Source organism: Nostoc favosum CHAB5714 (genome assembly GCF_020829495.1).
GTDB lineage: Bacteria > Cyanobacteriota > Cyanobacteriia > Cyanobacteriales > Nostocaceae > Nostoc > Nostoc favosum.
In genome coordinates this window covers 140,937-153,862 of record NZ_JAIVFQ010000001.1, presented here as the reverse complement: position 1 = coordinate 153,862, position 12,926 = coordinate 140,937, and the positions used below count along the sequence as shown (strand labels likewise).

The following is a 12,926-nucleotide window of genomic DNA, read 5'->3' as shown; positions in this document are numbered from 1 at the left end:
TAAGATTTGGGTGGATTACACTGAAATTATTGTAAACGGTATATTCAAGCTTGAATGCTCTCAATTTACAAGCTTTGAACGCAGTTTCAAAAGGGTATATTGAATGGGCATAAGTAAAAATATCACCTGTACTGATTAACTTAGTACTTCTGTTAGGAGTTGAAGACACAATTAGTAGCTAGTACTGACAGTAGTCCAATTATTGTCCTGTAAAAATTACTGTGAAAAGTATTTTTATTTGGCGTATACAAAGAAGTCAAAGCGGTGTGCTAATCTTACCTACTGCTAAGATTTTCGTACTCATGAAGCCTAAAAGCCAGTAGAATAAGGCACTCACCAGGAATAATTTGATCTGTGTACATTTTTTTATGGAGAACAAAAGTTTTTACCTTAATAATTCTGCTGATCAATTTCTTCGGATTTTTCTATTGCAAAAAACGTACATCAAGTAATTTTACTGGATAGGGCTACATCGACCTCTGGCTTTAATAAGTTCAAAAAAATTAAGCGATTTTACTTACGTATAAACACCAAAATCAAAGTAACAAGTCAAACTGTTATTGACGTTAACATAAAGTTGATGTAAAAAGCTTTAAAAAGACCGGACAACTTCTTACAGAAACTTTATTGTGTAGAATCTTAAAAACTGAATAATAGTTATGGCTTACCATAAGCTATATCTGGCACAAGAACATCAAAATCTAGATTGAAAATAAAACATAGGAGACTGAAATGGAATACAAAGGTGATTGATGAAGAAAAATTCTTAATTCAAGCACTTTGGATTCAAAGAAGATATAAAGAATTTTGCTGGGCATCTACCTCCTTACCCTCATGACCACCAAGTAAAGGAATCTCAATAGCTATGAACTCCAAAGCATTACCACGCCAAATAAATAATCTCGAAGTAGGTGTTTATGAGTGCGAAATCCATCTCAAATTCCGATTGATTGAGGAAAAAAGTCTATTAGGCGATCGCGAACAACTGTTACAGGTGTTACTTGATGCCTTGACCGAAGGTTCTGACGACTTTCTAGAGACACTGCAAGCGTCTGTTAAAGCGCAGGAAGTGTCCGAGTTCAAAGCCTCACCTCAAATGCGACGCCAGCTGATGCGCTTGCGTAATGCCGCTGAAAATCCGCCAACTTAAAGGTGTAATTTCAGTAGTGAAAAACCATGAATTGGGCATCAAATCAAATGTTGATCGCGTGGCCCCGTTGCAATAAAAACTAAGCAGCAAGTAGAATTCATAAAATATTGTGATTTCTAGTTTGTGAAAGTCTTATTTAGCAGCACAGAGTCCCAGGAACAGTTTCTTCTATTAAAAACTTTGTAGCAAAGGATACTGGTAGAATCTAAGAGCAAATTCAGCCGGGTGCATTTTACCGAGTTTTTATCAAAACATTGCAGGAACAAGAAAACCCTGTGTCTTTACAGATGGGGAATTGGACAACAGGCGCGAATTCCCTGAAAACCTAAAAAGCCAAAGTGAAAATAAATAACCCTTCTTTTAGCTTTTTATCTTAACTAAGTGCCTGATTTGCTGAAATACTTATGTTTTATCTATTACTGGTAATAGGTCATGGTTTAACAGCCAGTTACCTATTACCAATTACCCACAAGAAGAGGGCAGGGGGCAGGGGGCAGGGAGCAGGGGAGCAGGGGAGCAGGGGAGCAGGGGAGCAGGGGAGCAGGGGAGCAGGGAGCAGGGGAGAAGAGTTTTCCCCTCAGCAAGAGCAGCACCCCGCCCCTCTGCCTCTTTTCAATGCCCAATGCCCAATGCCCAATTCAAAAGCTGTCTATTTAGCAAGACCGTGTTCTAGGGCGAAACGGACTAACTCTGTACGGCTATTGGTGCCAGTTTTACTAAACAAACGGCTGACGTATTTTTCTACATTGCGGACGCTGGTTTCCAAGCGACGGGCGATTTCTTTGTTCATTAACCCTTCAGCGACCAAGTTCAAAACACTTTGTTCTCTAGGAGTCAAATCAATTTTGAAAGGGGCTGGCGATTGGGAAATAGCATTTCTTTGAGTTAACAATGCCTTAATTTGGGCAATCTGATTAGCTAGTTCAGCAATATCAGGGGTTTCAACGTCATCTCCGGTAGTTGAAGCCTTAGCGGCACGGCGGGCTAGCAAATTTTCGACTATAGCCACTAACTCATCTGGATCGAAGGGTTTGGGTAGATAGGCATCGACACCAGCATGATACCCTTGGATGCGATCGCCTGTCATGCCTTTAGCAGTTAAAAATACTACCGGGAGTGCTTGGAAGCGGGGGTCTTCTCGCAGTTGTTTCAGGAACTGATAGCCATCCACCTGAGGCATCATGACATCGGAAATCACTAAGTCAGGTGTATTCATCTGCATCCATTCCCAACCTTCAAGGGCGTTACTGGCGACTTGAACGCTGAAACCGCTCTCTTGCAAATAATCCTTCACGGCTTCCCGTATCCCTGGTTCATCATCCACCAGTAACAATTGTGCTGACATTTAAAATTCCCTTAAGTTTACCTTTTTCCAATTTAGCGAAAGTTGACAGTCATTGAACAAAAGGGATAAAGGAAAAAGCCATTGCTTGTTAAGGTTGAGCGATCGCTGGTAACTAGGGTAACTTATATCTTGCACCTGCCCAATCTCCTGCCAAGAAATAAATTTATTGGCTAATAGTCCAAGTCTACTCAAGTGGACTAATATCCATGCCACTAATAGGTTTCTAACCTATGGGGGTTTGTGGGTTATATAGTAAGTCGCTTTTTAGACTTATTTGAATTCAGTATATCTTGTTTTAATTTAAGTCTAAGTTGCGGTGCGCTACGCGCACCGCACTCTTATTGTCGTGTGCGATCGCACGAACCTTGGGGTGAAAAGCATTCCTCTGTCTGATAACCCGCAACTTGGGTTAATAGTTTCATCTAACGGCTCACCCTTGCCAGACTTCACTTGAAAACTTACCACAGGCGGTTGCTGGCTACGATTGATAATTGGTTCTACCCAAGCTTCCTTCTCTTTCTTAGTTGAAAGCTCAAAAGAACGTACTAAAGGCATTTCACAACCACAAGCCGGATTAGGACATTTCACAGTCCTTGCCCACAACCAAGCAATCACCGTCGCTTTGCCCTCGATTGCGAATAACTGCCGGAACATGACTGATTTGGTAACACTGGGGTTCTCGTTGACGCAATGTTCCACCTAATTGGGTAAATGCTTCGAGGAAGAAAGAAGCAATAAAATGAGGTTGCAACCGTCGCGCTTCTGCCCTTTCCATTTCTTCACGAATTTGCTGGATACCTTGTACTTGCTTGCCTTTTGTCAAATCCTCAAGTCTAACCATATTGCTGTGTTTTCCCTTTTGGCAGATGTCAGTAGCAATGTAGATACCAATGTTTTTTGGTCGGACATTGCTCCTTATGACCATAAGAGACACTAGACTGGTTAGTAGCTAGTATATTTACTGTTTTTGGCTGTGGTAGCTTGATGTTGCTTAGAAAATGGCGCTGCTTAATTAAGCGCTGATTTAAGCGATCGCACTAAAATCTAACAAAGCCTCACCCAGTGCTTCCAATTGTTCTAGAGAGAGACCCCGAATCTGTTCTCGAACCTGTTGTGGTAACTCTCCTACCCGTTTTTGTAGCTGTCGTAGTACAAGTGTTTGTGCTTGTTCCTGTTGTCCTTGCTCCTTCCATCGCTCGTAGCCAATGCGCTCGCCTGTGGTAATGTAACTCATGGTAATTGTTTAAACTCCTGCCAAAATTCTGTTTCTAATCCTTTCAGCACTATTTAATTAATGTGGCGGATTACTTCAGCAACTGACCAAGCTTGAGCGATCGCTCCTCTGGGCTTATGAGGTGCATCGCCATCAAAAATCTCAGAAATAGAACCAAGACAAGCGTCAAATAAGAAGTGATCTAGCAGAGGTTGCCAATCAAAAGGCAGCGATCGCTGTGGATAAAAACGTTGCCAAGCCCGAATATATGGCCCAATTAGCCAAGCCCAAACAGTGCCTTGGTGATAAGCGCGATCGCGTTGCTCTTGATTACCCTCATATCTGCCTTTATATTCAGGATCTCCTGGATCAAGACTGCGAAGCCCATAGGGGGTAAGTAAGCTGCCAGTTGCCAAATCTAATACTTGGCAGCCTTGCTGTTTAGAAAAGGCGCAATGGTGCAGCGACAGCGCCAAAACGGCATTGGGACGAATTTGAAAATTCCGGCGATCGTCCGGTTCAATAGTATCGTACAGATAACCCATCTGAGGATTCCAGAACTTTTGCAGCGAGGTTTTCACATGTTGTGCTTGTTGAGCATAACGCTGTGCTTGCTTAGTGAGACGCACTGGCTCACGATACTCAAGCTGGCTCAATCGTTCTGCCCACTGACTCAGCCAACATAAAGCTGAATACCACAGTGCATTGATTTCCACTGGCTTACCGTAACGGGGAGTGACGGGGTATGCCCCAATTACCACATCCATCCAGGTAAGGGCTACACCAGGAGCATCCCAACTAACTAGCCCATCGGTAGCATCGACCTGGATATCGAAATGTGTACCACCAACAAATGCTTTGTAGATTTGCTGTACTATAGGAAATTGCTCCGCCAAAAATTCCCAGTCTTGGGTAGCTTCTAAATAAAGTCCTAAAGTTTCAATCCACCACAACGCTGCATCAATACTGTTATAAATTGGTTCTCCATTGACATCAGGAAATGCATTAGGAATCAAACCGTGGCGACAATAATGCCCAAAAGTCCGCAATACTCCTTTTGCTAAGTCAAAGCGTTGTGGAACTAGTGCCAATCCTGGTAAGGCGATTAATGTGTCGCGTCCCCAGTCATTAAACCAGTGATAACCAGCAATTACCGTAGGGCCAGCAATTGAGGCTCGATAGACGATAAACTGATCACTTGCTTTAATTAGTTGTTGGCTGAGTGGGCATTGAGCATAGGGCATTTGAGATTCGTAATTATTCCCCTGCTCCCCTGCTCCCCGGTCACTGAGCGTAGCCGAAGTGCTGCTCTCCTGCCCCTCGGTCACTGAGCGTAGCCGAAGTGCTGCTCCTCTGCCTCCCTCTCTCCATCCAAAAATCTGTGAGAGCCGTTTTTGCTCTGCCTTCACGGCTTCTGCAAAGGTTTCAGAGGTAAGAACACCTGGCATCGGGTCGGGAAAACCTACTCGTGCTTCTAGAGTAACTGTATCTCCTGGTTGCAGTGTGACTACCAAGTAACCAGGACTGTAGAGGTCTTCCTTGTCGCCTAATCCCCGTTTTCTCTCCTCAGGGAATCCATAATTCCAATACCAAACTGCATCTGTTTGATATATTCCTTGTGTCCAGCGTAAGTGCCAAGGTATACCTAAATGCCCAGAATTTTTTGCTTGCAGACAGACTTGCTGTTCCCCAAGCAATTGTAAGAACTGTAATCTTGGACTAGCAGTTTGCTGGTGGTGAAAGTCACGTTCTGCTATTAGCAGTCGCAGCCGTAAAATCGCTGTATGACTTCCCTCATAACGATATTGGATCAAAGTTCGATGGCAAAATTGGGAGTGGGGAGAGACGCGATTAATCGCGTCTGTACTATGATTCTCTTCCCTACTCCCTACTCCCCATTCCCTACTCCCTTCCCAACCATAAGGCATCACCAATTGTCTGGTTAACTGCCAGTTATCTTGACCCCAAATCCATTTTGGAACTGGGTTAATATCAAAGCAGCGTAGCAATTCGTAGCCTGTCGGCTCAATCTGACCGTTACCCCAAAAATTCGTCCCCAGTGCCACAACGTTCCCTAATACTTCCAAGCTAGCTTCTAGATGCGAAAACAGCAGAGTCCGCTCAGAAGGAGGCTTTGTAGCGGCAAATAGCCAACCGTGATAAGTACGCGTGCGGACATCCGAAACTGTACCACTGGCAAAACTTCCTAAGCCATTGGTAAGCAACCATTCTCTTGTATCTAAATCAAGCATTTGCTACTCAAAATCGTTATGAGTATGATATAGTCGTAACAGATCGTAATTAAACTGTGAGAGCGTGGATGGGTGAGTTTTACTTGACCCGAATTCCAACGCTACTAAACCGATAAAGGAGAATTAGGTTAATGTCCCTTACTTACGGAACCGAAGGAAGCCTCCGCGTTGGTCAACAAGCTCCCGATTTCACAGCAACGGCTGTGGTAGATCAGGAATTTAAGACAATCAAACTTTCCGATTATCGCGGTAAGTATGTCGTCCTGTTTTTCTACCCACTAGACTTTACCTTTGTTTGTCCCACTGAAATCACAGCATTTAGCGATCGCTACGAAGAATTTAAGAAAATCAATACTGAAGTCCTTGGGGCTTCTGTTGATAGTGAATTCTCCCACCTCGCTTGGATTCAAACAGATCGTAAGTCTGGTGGCGTCGGCGACCTGAATTATCCTCTAGTCTCCGACATCAAAAAAGAGATTAGCGCCGCTTACAACGTTCTTGATCCAGCAGCTGGCATTGCCTTGCGTGGTCTGTTCCTCATAGATAAAGATGGTATCATACAGCACGCCACCATCAACAATCTAGCTTTTGGTCGCAGCGTTGATGAAACCCTGCGGACACTGCAAGCAATTCAGTATGTTCAGTCTCACCCCGACGAAGTTTGCCCAGCTGGTTGGCAACCTGGCGATCAAACAATGGTTCCTGACCCAGTGAAGTCTAAAGTCTACTTCTCTGCTGTCTAAATTTCGCTAGCTAGGATCTAATCCATCCTGTTGGAGTTGAAATCAACGAAAACCACAGATAAACAGAGATACACATTAAACAATGTCAACCTCGGTATCTATCTGTGGTTTTTTCATAAAATAGTATTAAATAATCAGGGATAAAAATATGCTTAGTTCAACTGATTTTAGTGGCTTATTAAATGAGCGATTCTTCCGCAATTTTTTACCAGTTCCAGCGACAAATAAACTCAGGTTGGGAGTAGGAACGCCAGATTTTAAACTGCCAGATATTACCAACGGAACTTTAGTAAAATTGTCTGATTATAAAGGCAAGCAACCGGTGTTACTCGCCTTTACTCGCATCTTTACTGAAAAACAATATTGCCCTTTTTGTTTTCCTGACATCAAAGCTTTAAATGAAAACTATGAGCAGTTTAAAAATCGCGGTATAGAAGTTTTAATGATTACTAGTACCGATGAACGGCAGAGTCAAATAGTTGTGAGGGATTTAGGCTTACAAATGCCCTTGCTAAGTGATCCCAGTTGTCGAGTGTTTCGTAACTACCAAGTAGGACAAGCACTGGGAGCGCCTTTGCCAGCACAGTTCGTATTAGATAAAGAAGGGAAACTTTGCTACTGGCATTTATTTTCTTTTTTGGATCACAATGCTAGCGTTGAGACTTTGTTAAAACAATTCAATTGAGTGTAATGTGTAAATGGCAATGCCCACCCTACTCATAAAATTGTGAGGTTTTATGGTGCTGACCCTTTATCATTCGCCGATATCTCCTAACTCCCGCCGCGTCTGGATTACTCTGCTGGAAAAAGGACTTGAGTTTGAATTAGTAGAGATAAAACTGGATAGAGAGCAGTTTAAACCAGAGTTTTTGGCAATTAGTTCCTTCCATCACATTCCAGCTTTGGTGGATGATGGCTTTAATGTAATGGAATCTTTGGCAATTTTGGACTATTTAGAGGCAAAATATCCCACACCTGCGATGTTGCCTAAAGATGCCAAGGATTTAGCGATCGCCCGCATGGTACAACTAGTAACTGTAAATGACTTTTGCCAGCAACCACCACCTTTCTACCTCAATTTCTCGGCTTGCCTGGAGGAGATCCAGAAAAAATCGAGAAGGCACAGCAAAAAATTACTATAGTGCTGAAGTTTTTTGAAAATTTATTAGACGATCGCCCTTATTTTGCTAGTCACAACCTCACTCTTGCCGAAGTTGTGGCTGGAACCGTAGTAAGTGTGCTGCCAAGTGTAGGCGTTTCCTTAAATGATTATCCAAAACTAAGTGCTTGGAACGATCGCTTAGTTGCACGTCCAACGTGGCAAGCTACCGAGACTACTCCGGAGGCAATAGAAGACTTGAAGTCCATCGTGCTGGCGAGAATGGCACAGTAAATTCATACCTAATTAATTTAGAGACGCGCAGCTGCACGTCTCTAAAATCCAAAATTTTTACAGCTTGACTTGCTGTAAATGACTGCGGGGATTATAAGTACGTATAGCCCGGATTTTTTCATAATATTCCCGCTCTTGCTGGCTGAGGTCTTTTGGTGGTGCGATCGCTACCTTCACCAGCTGATCGCCACGTCCACCCTTAGCGAGGGGCCAACCTTTGCCACGTAAACGCAGCGATTGACCAGAACGCACTCCTGCTGGTAGCTTGACATTAACTAAACCATCGGGAGTGGGTACATCAATAGATGCTCCCAAGGTAGCTTCATCTGGCGTGATTGGCACTTCGCACACCAAGTTATCGCCTTCCATTTGGAAGAACGAGTGCGGCTGAAATTCGACTTTTAAGTATAAATCCCCTCGTTGCTGAGTCATCGGGTTGATTTGACCTTTGCCCCGCACGCGCAGGCGAGTACCAGGTTTAGCCCCAGATGGGATACGAACATCAATTGTTTCGTTACCTAAACTGAAGCGCTTTTGCACACCGTTAAATGCTTCAGCAAAAGTTAGAGCGATCGCAGCTTCACTATCCTGGGAAGTACCTGCACCTGTATCACCAAACCCATAATCGTTAAAGTTGCCGCTAAAACCACTCGTCGCACCTGTAGAACTGCGGTAAGAGTAATTTTGTGAGTTATTTGAGTAATTAGTTTGTTGTGAGTAATTTTGTCGCCCACCGCGAGGAGTAGCCCCACCAAAGCGTCCTAGCAACTCATTAATGAACTCATCAAAATTTCCGTATTGACTGAAGTCAAAGCCACCCATATCAACACCAGTGCCGCCAGATGAGAAACCTTCACCAGCTTGTTTCCAATATTGACCGAATTGGTCGTATTTTTTGCGTTTATCTGGGTCTGACACAACTTCGTAGGCTTCGCTAACTTCTTTGAAGCGTGCTTCTGCCTGTTTGTTATTTGGGTTGACATCAGGGTGATATTTGCGGGCTAGTTTACGAAAGGCTTGCTTAATCTCCTCTTGAGTGGCAGTCTTACTAACTCCCAAAATTGCGTAATAGTCTTTGAAGTCGGTTGCAGCCATCTACCAGCCTCCTATAGAAATTCCTGTTATGTTTTTTTAAGATAAGAGATGTTAATTTGCCCGGTATAGTGCCAAGCAAAGAGAATCTGACTTTAAATTAACAAAGAATATAGAAATTCAAGTGTGGTTCTCGCTCAACAAGCGATCGCAATTTCCGTACTCCGATTTTTCTGATAAGCGGATCAGGCTGTCTAGTCCCTCTTCCAGGCTTGGGGGAGCATCCCGGAGTTGACGGTGCATCCGCAAGATAATTTCTTCAGGAACCTGACGCGATCGCCTTTTATTACGTGCTAAACACAGCCACACTGGCGTATCCACCCAAATTCCCGTAATGTGGGTAAAGCCCAAGTCACGGGCTAAAGCAATAACTTCACGGCGATGGCGGCGCTGGGCATTGGTAGCATCGAAAATAGCTGTATTATTTGTAGAAATAGCTTGCTGAAATTGCCGTCTTACTTCTTGCCAAATCACCAGCCACGGCCCCTGAATGGCTTGGGAACCGAAGAGTTGCCCCCGGATGCCATCCGTAGAAATCAGTGGCATCTGGGGGCATTCCGTCAGTAATTGTTTAGCGAAAGTTGACTTACCGCTACCTGGAAGACCAATCAACAAAAAAAGTGAGGAGTGAGAAGTTAGGAGTGAGGAATTAAAAGTCAGGAGTGAGGAGTAATCATAATTTTTAGTCATTAACTCATAGCTCCTGTACAGACGCGATTAATCGCGTCTCCTAATTCCTGTACAGACGCGATTAATCGCGTCTCCTAATTCCTGTACAGACGCGATTAATCGCGTCTCTACTCCTAATTCCTGTACAGACGCGATTAATCGCGTCTCTACTCCTAATTCCTGTACAGACGCGATTAATCGCGTCTCTCTACTCCTAACTATTAAATAATCGTTCCATCAGGAATTACAGCATTTTTCAGCACAACGACGATGCCACTGCGGATGTAGAAACCTTGACTTTCGCGGTCAGCTTCTTGCACGTTATCTTTATTGATAATTTTGACATCATGACCGATACTGGCGTTTTTATCGATGATGGCACCGCGAATAATCGAGTCAGCACCAATACCTACAGGAATGTCACCTTGTTCTACGTTGGATTGGCGTTCTACAGAAGCTTGGTAAAAATCTGCACCCATGAGCAAAGATTCTTCAATGAGGCAGCCAGATTCAATTCGCGATCGCACTCCCAAAACTGAATGTTGGATGCGGCAATTTTTCAAAATGCAACCTTCGCCGATAATTGATTCTGTGATATGGCAATCTAAAAGTTTAGTCGGAGGTAAGTAACGAGCGCGGGTATAAATTGGTGCTTTTTCATCGTAGAAACTAAAAGGTGGCTGGGGCTGCTGAGTCAGTGCTAAGTTTGCATGATAAAATGCCTCGATTGTCCCAATATCTTCCCAGTAATCATCAAAAAGGTAAGCTTGAACGTTGTAATCTTTAGAGGCATCAGGAATAATTTCTTTGCCGAAATCAGTCCTTTCTATACCTTCTCTCAACAACTTGAACAAAACCTCTTTTTTAAAGACATAAATCCCCATTGAGGCGATGTAAGGCTGTTGCTGGGCAAGTTCATTTGTTAATCCCAGTACGCTTGTATCAACGCGCATTTGGATTAACGCTTCACCTTTTGGTTTTTCGCTAAAATCGATTACTCTACCAGAATCGTCAATTTTCATTAAACCAAAATCTGAGGCGCGGCGCTCATCAATGGGGATGACTGAAAGAGTAATATCAGCCCCCGTTTCCCTATGGCGCTGGATAAACTCGCGGTAATCCATGCGGTAGAGGTGATCGCCTGAGAGAATTAGATATTCTTCTACATCCCATTCTTCCATTAACCATAGATACTGACGCACAGCATCGGCTGTACCTTGGAACCAGTTAGGGTTTTCTGGTGTTTGTTGTGCCGCTAGCACTTCCACAAAGCCTTCATTGAAGCCAGTAAAGTTGTAGGTACGGGCGATGTGACGATTCAGGGAAGCTGAGTTGAATTGTGTCAGGACGTAGATTTTGAATATTTCGGAATTGATGCAGTTACTGACAGGGATATCGATTAGGCGGTACTTCCCCGCTACTGGTACTGCTGGTTTAGCACGGAGTTTGGTTAGTGGGTAAAGTCGAGTACCCGCGCCACCACCAAGAATGATTGATAATACTTTTTTCACAAAATTTCTCCCGACTGCCTTTCAACTCTCATCTTCAGTTTAGGACTGTCTGCCACCACAGGTAAGGGGGGATCAAATATTCTCTCTTATGAATTTTACAGAATGCTACTAATGATGGATAGTGGGGCTGATAAGGAGAAAAATAGAACATTTGTATTAATTTAGGTAAAAAATATAGGAAGTTTTGCCTACACCGCCCTCGCGTAGGATTTTATATCTGTGAGAGACAGCTTGCAAGGGGAGAGGTAAGTAGTCTGTGACAAACCTCGTTATAAAAATAAATCTAAAAAAGTTATATGTGTAATCCGTAAAACATTATTTTTATAGTGTATTCACTTACAGTCAGCTAAAAGCCACATATTAAGGTAACTTCCTTAAGATATTTTAAACAGGGTAACAGATATATGCCGAACTTTAGAATGGGTTGGTTGCCAGATCGTCCAGATTTTAGAGACTATTGCCTAGAGAAGATAATCAAAGACTCTAAGAACATAGAAGGAATTAGACTCGAAAAAGCAACTTTAGTAAATGATTGCAAGTTACAAATAGAGAACGGGACAGGGGTTCAAAAGAACGGGAGGGAAGATAAAAAGCAAACTAGGCTGCTCTTACCTTTCAAAGAACCAACAGACCAAAGTTCGGCAAGTTTGCAATATCCAATAAATATACATTTACCTTCCCATGTCGATTTGCGGCAATGGTGTTCTCCAATTGAGCAGCAAGGAAACCTCAAGTCATGCACAGCAATAGCTGGCGTTGCCTTAGTAGAATATTTTCAAAGAAAGATAATGGGCGAAGATATAGATGTCTCCAGCCTCTTTCTCTACAAAGTTGCACGAAAATTGATGCACTTAACTGGAGACACTGGAGCATCGACCCGCTTCACAATGAAAGCAATGGCACTTTTTGGCATACCTCCAGAGGAATATTGGCCTTATGAAATTGAGAATTTTGACGAAGAACCACCTGCTTTTTGCTATGCCTATGCCCAGAATTATCAAGCACTTCAGTATTTTAGGCTTGACTTACCTCAACTTTCAAAAAAACAAGCATTAGTTCAAATCAAAGCTTTTTTAGTTGCTGGCTTTCCTGCCATGTTTGGGTTTACAACTTATAGTTCTCTTTTTAATAAGAAAACTGTAAAAACAGGAAAAATTCCTTATCCTACTATAGGCGAAAAGATGCTGGGTGGTCATGCAGTTGTTGCCGTTGGTTATAAGGATGATATGCTAATTGAGCATCCTACTGAAAAAAGCTTTACTACAGGAGCTTTCCGAATTAGAAACTGTTGGGGTGAAGATTGGGGTAAAGATGGTTATGGTTGGCTACCCTATAAGTATGTGTTAGAGGGTTTAGCTACTGACTGGTGGTCATTACTGAAGAATGAGTGGGTTGAGCAAGGGCAGTTTGGTTTAGGGACTCAAGATGGTATTCTTCAAGGTGACACTGACGAACCACAACCTGATGATCCTACGCTTATTACAAAAAAACCAGATGATAAGAAGACCATTAATTAAACAAAACCAGCTACTACAAAAATGGTAAGAAACTAGAAGCT

The 12,926-nt window shown here is 43.0% G+C and carries 11 protein-coding genes and 2 pseudogenes; 5 read left to right on the top strand and 8 right to left on the bottom strand.

What is annotated here, in order from left to right; all coding sequences use genetic code 11:
- The first annotated feature begins 865 nt into the window (after window positions 1–865).
- Window positions 866–1,150 (top strand): Npun_R1517 family heterocyst differentiation transcriptional regulator, encoded by a 285-nt coding sequence (locus tag LC586_RS00705; RefSeq protein WP_229482490.1) that lies wholly within the window; start codon window positions 866–868, stop codon window positions 1,148–1,150.
- 649 nt (window positions 1,151–1,799) lie between these two features.
- Here LC586_RS00705 and LC586_RS00700 read toward each other — a convergent pair.
- The 5 genes and pseudogenes from LC586_RS00700 to LC586_RS00680 form a co-directional block, all read right to left on the bottom strand.
- A complete protein-coding gene (locus LC586_RS00700; protein ID WP_100900763.1) occupies window positions 1,800–2,495 on the bottom strand; it encodes a response regulator transcription factor in 696 nt (231 codons plus the stop codon).
- Window positions 2,496–2,816: 321 nt separating this feature from the next.
- A complete protein-coding gene (locus tag LC586_RS00695) occupies window positions 2,817–3,083 on the bottom strand; it encodes a hypothetical protein (RefSeq protein WP_229482489.1) in 267 nt (88 codons plus the stop codon).
- Complete coding sequence (locus tag LC586_RS00690) at window positions 3,070–3,336, bottom strand: hypothetical protein (protein WP_229482488.1); 267 nt, start codon at window positions 3,334–3,336, stop codon at window positions 3,070–3,072. The genes LC586_RS00695 and LC586_RS00690 overlap by 14 nt, the downstream gene beginning before the upstream one ends.
- 183 nt (window positions 3,337–3,519) lie before the next feature.
- A pseudogene (locus tag LC586_RS00685) lies at window positions 3,520–3,782 on the bottom strand (DUF4351 domain-containing protein); the annotation flags it as partial.
- On the bottom strand, window positions 3,783–5,960 hold the full coding sequence (locus tag LC586_RS00680) for an amylo-alpha-1,6-glucosidase (protein WP_229482486.1): 2,178 nt from the start codon (window positions 5,958–5,960) through the stop codon (window positions 3,783–3,785).
- 131 nt (window positions 5,961–6,091) lie between these two features.
- Between LC586_RS00680 and LC586_RS00675 the strand changes: the two genes are divergently transcribed.
- The 3 genes and pseudogenes from LC586_RS00675 to LC586_RS00665 all read left to right on the top strand — a co-directional run bounded on the left by LC586_RS00675 (window position 6,092) and on the right by LC586_RS00665 (window position 8,096).
- Window positions 6,092–6,703 (top strand): peroxiredoxin, encoded by a 612-nt coding sequence (locus LC586_RS00675; protein ID WP_229482485.1) that lies wholly within the window; start codon window positions 6,092–6,094, stop codon window positions 6,701–6,703.
- Window positions 6,704–6,851: 148 nt separating this feature from the next.
- Window positions 6,852–7,388, top strand: a complete 537-nt coding sequence (locus LC586_RS00670; protein WP_229482484.1) for a peroxiredoxin family protein — start codon at window positions 6,852–6,854, stop codon at window positions 7,386–7,388.
- Between the two features lie 55 nt (window positions 7,389–7,443).
- Window positions 7,444–8,096, top strand: a pseudogene (locus tag LC586_RS00665) (glutathione S-transferase family protein).
- Window positions 8,097–8,153: 57 nt separating this feature from the next.
- Here the strand turns inward: LC586_RS00665 and LC586_RS00660 are convergent.
- The 3 genes from LC586_RS00660 to LC586_RS00650 all read right to left on the bottom strand — a co-directional run bounded on the left by LC586_RS00660 (window position 8,154) and on the right by LC586_RS00650 (window position 11,368).
- The gene (locus tag LC586_RS00660) at window positions 8,154–9,191 is read right to left on the bottom strand and encodes a DnaJ C-terminal domain-containing protein (RefSeq protein WP_229482483.1); all 1,038 of its coding nucleotides are present in this window, start codon (window positions 9,189–9,191) and stop codon (window positions 8,154–8,156) included.
- 117 nt (window positions 9,192–9,308) lie between these two features.
- The gene (locus LC586_RS00655) at window positions 9,309–9,878 is read right to left on the bottom strand and encodes an AAA family ATPase (protein ID WP_229482482.1); all 570 of its coding nucleotides are present in this window, start codon (window positions 9,876–9,878) and stop codon (window positions 9,309–9,311) included.
- A 200-nt stretch (window positions 9,879–10,078) separates the two neighbouring features.
- Entirely contained in the window at window positions 10,079–11,368 is a 1,290-nt protein-coding gene (locus tag LC586_RS00650; protein WP_229482481.1) for a glucose-1-phosphate adenylyltransferase, read from the bottom strand.
- Between the two features lie 404 nt (window positions 11,369–11,772).
- Here LC586_RS00650 and LC586_RS00645 point away from each other — a divergent pair, with 404 nt between their 5' ends.
- The gene (locus LC586_RS00645) at window positions 11,773–12,885 is read left to right on the top strand and encodes a C1 family peptidase (RefSeq protein ID WP_229482480.1); all 1,113 of its coding nucleotides are present in this window, start codon (window positions 11,773–11,775) and stop codon (window positions 12,883–12,885) included.
- Window positions 12,886–12,926: the final 41 nt, after the last annotated feature.

Coding starts and splice junctions, on each gene's coding strand:
- LC586_RS00705 (WP_229482490.1), top strand. CDS start 866: ATGAACTCCAAAGCATTACCACGCCAAATAAATAATCTCGAAGTAGGT.
- LC586_RS00700 (WP_100900763.1), bottom strand. CDS start 2,495: ATGTCAGCACAATTGTTACTGGTGGATGATGAACCAGGGATACGGGAA.
- LC586_RS00690 (WP_229482488.1), bottom strand. CDS start 3,336: ATGGTTAGACTTGAGGATTTGACAAAAGGCAAGCAAGTACAAGGTATC.
- LC586_RS00680 (WP_229482486.1), bottom strand. CDS start 5,960: ATGCTTGATTTAGATACAAGAGAATGGTTGCTTACCAATGGCTTAGGA.
- LC586_RS00675 (WP_229482485.1), top strand. CDS start 6,092: ATGTCCCTTACTTACGGAACCGAAGGAAGCCTCCGCGTTGGTCAACAA.
- LC586_RS00670 (WP_229482484.1), top strand. CDS start 6,852: ATGCTTAGTTCAACTGATTTTAGTGGCTTATTAAATGAGCGATTCTTC.
- LC586_RS00660 (WP_229482483.1), bottom strand. CDS start 9,191: ATGGCTGCAACCGACTTCAAAGACTATTACGCAATTTTGGGAGTTAGT.
- LC586_RS00655 (WP_229482482.1), bottom strand. CDS start 9,878: ATGACTAAAAATTATGATTACTCCTCACTCCTGACTTTTAATTCCTCA.
- LC586_RS00645 (WP_229482480.1), top strand. CDS start 11,773: ATGCCGAACTTTAGAATGGGTTGGTTGCCAGATCGTCCAGATTTTAGA.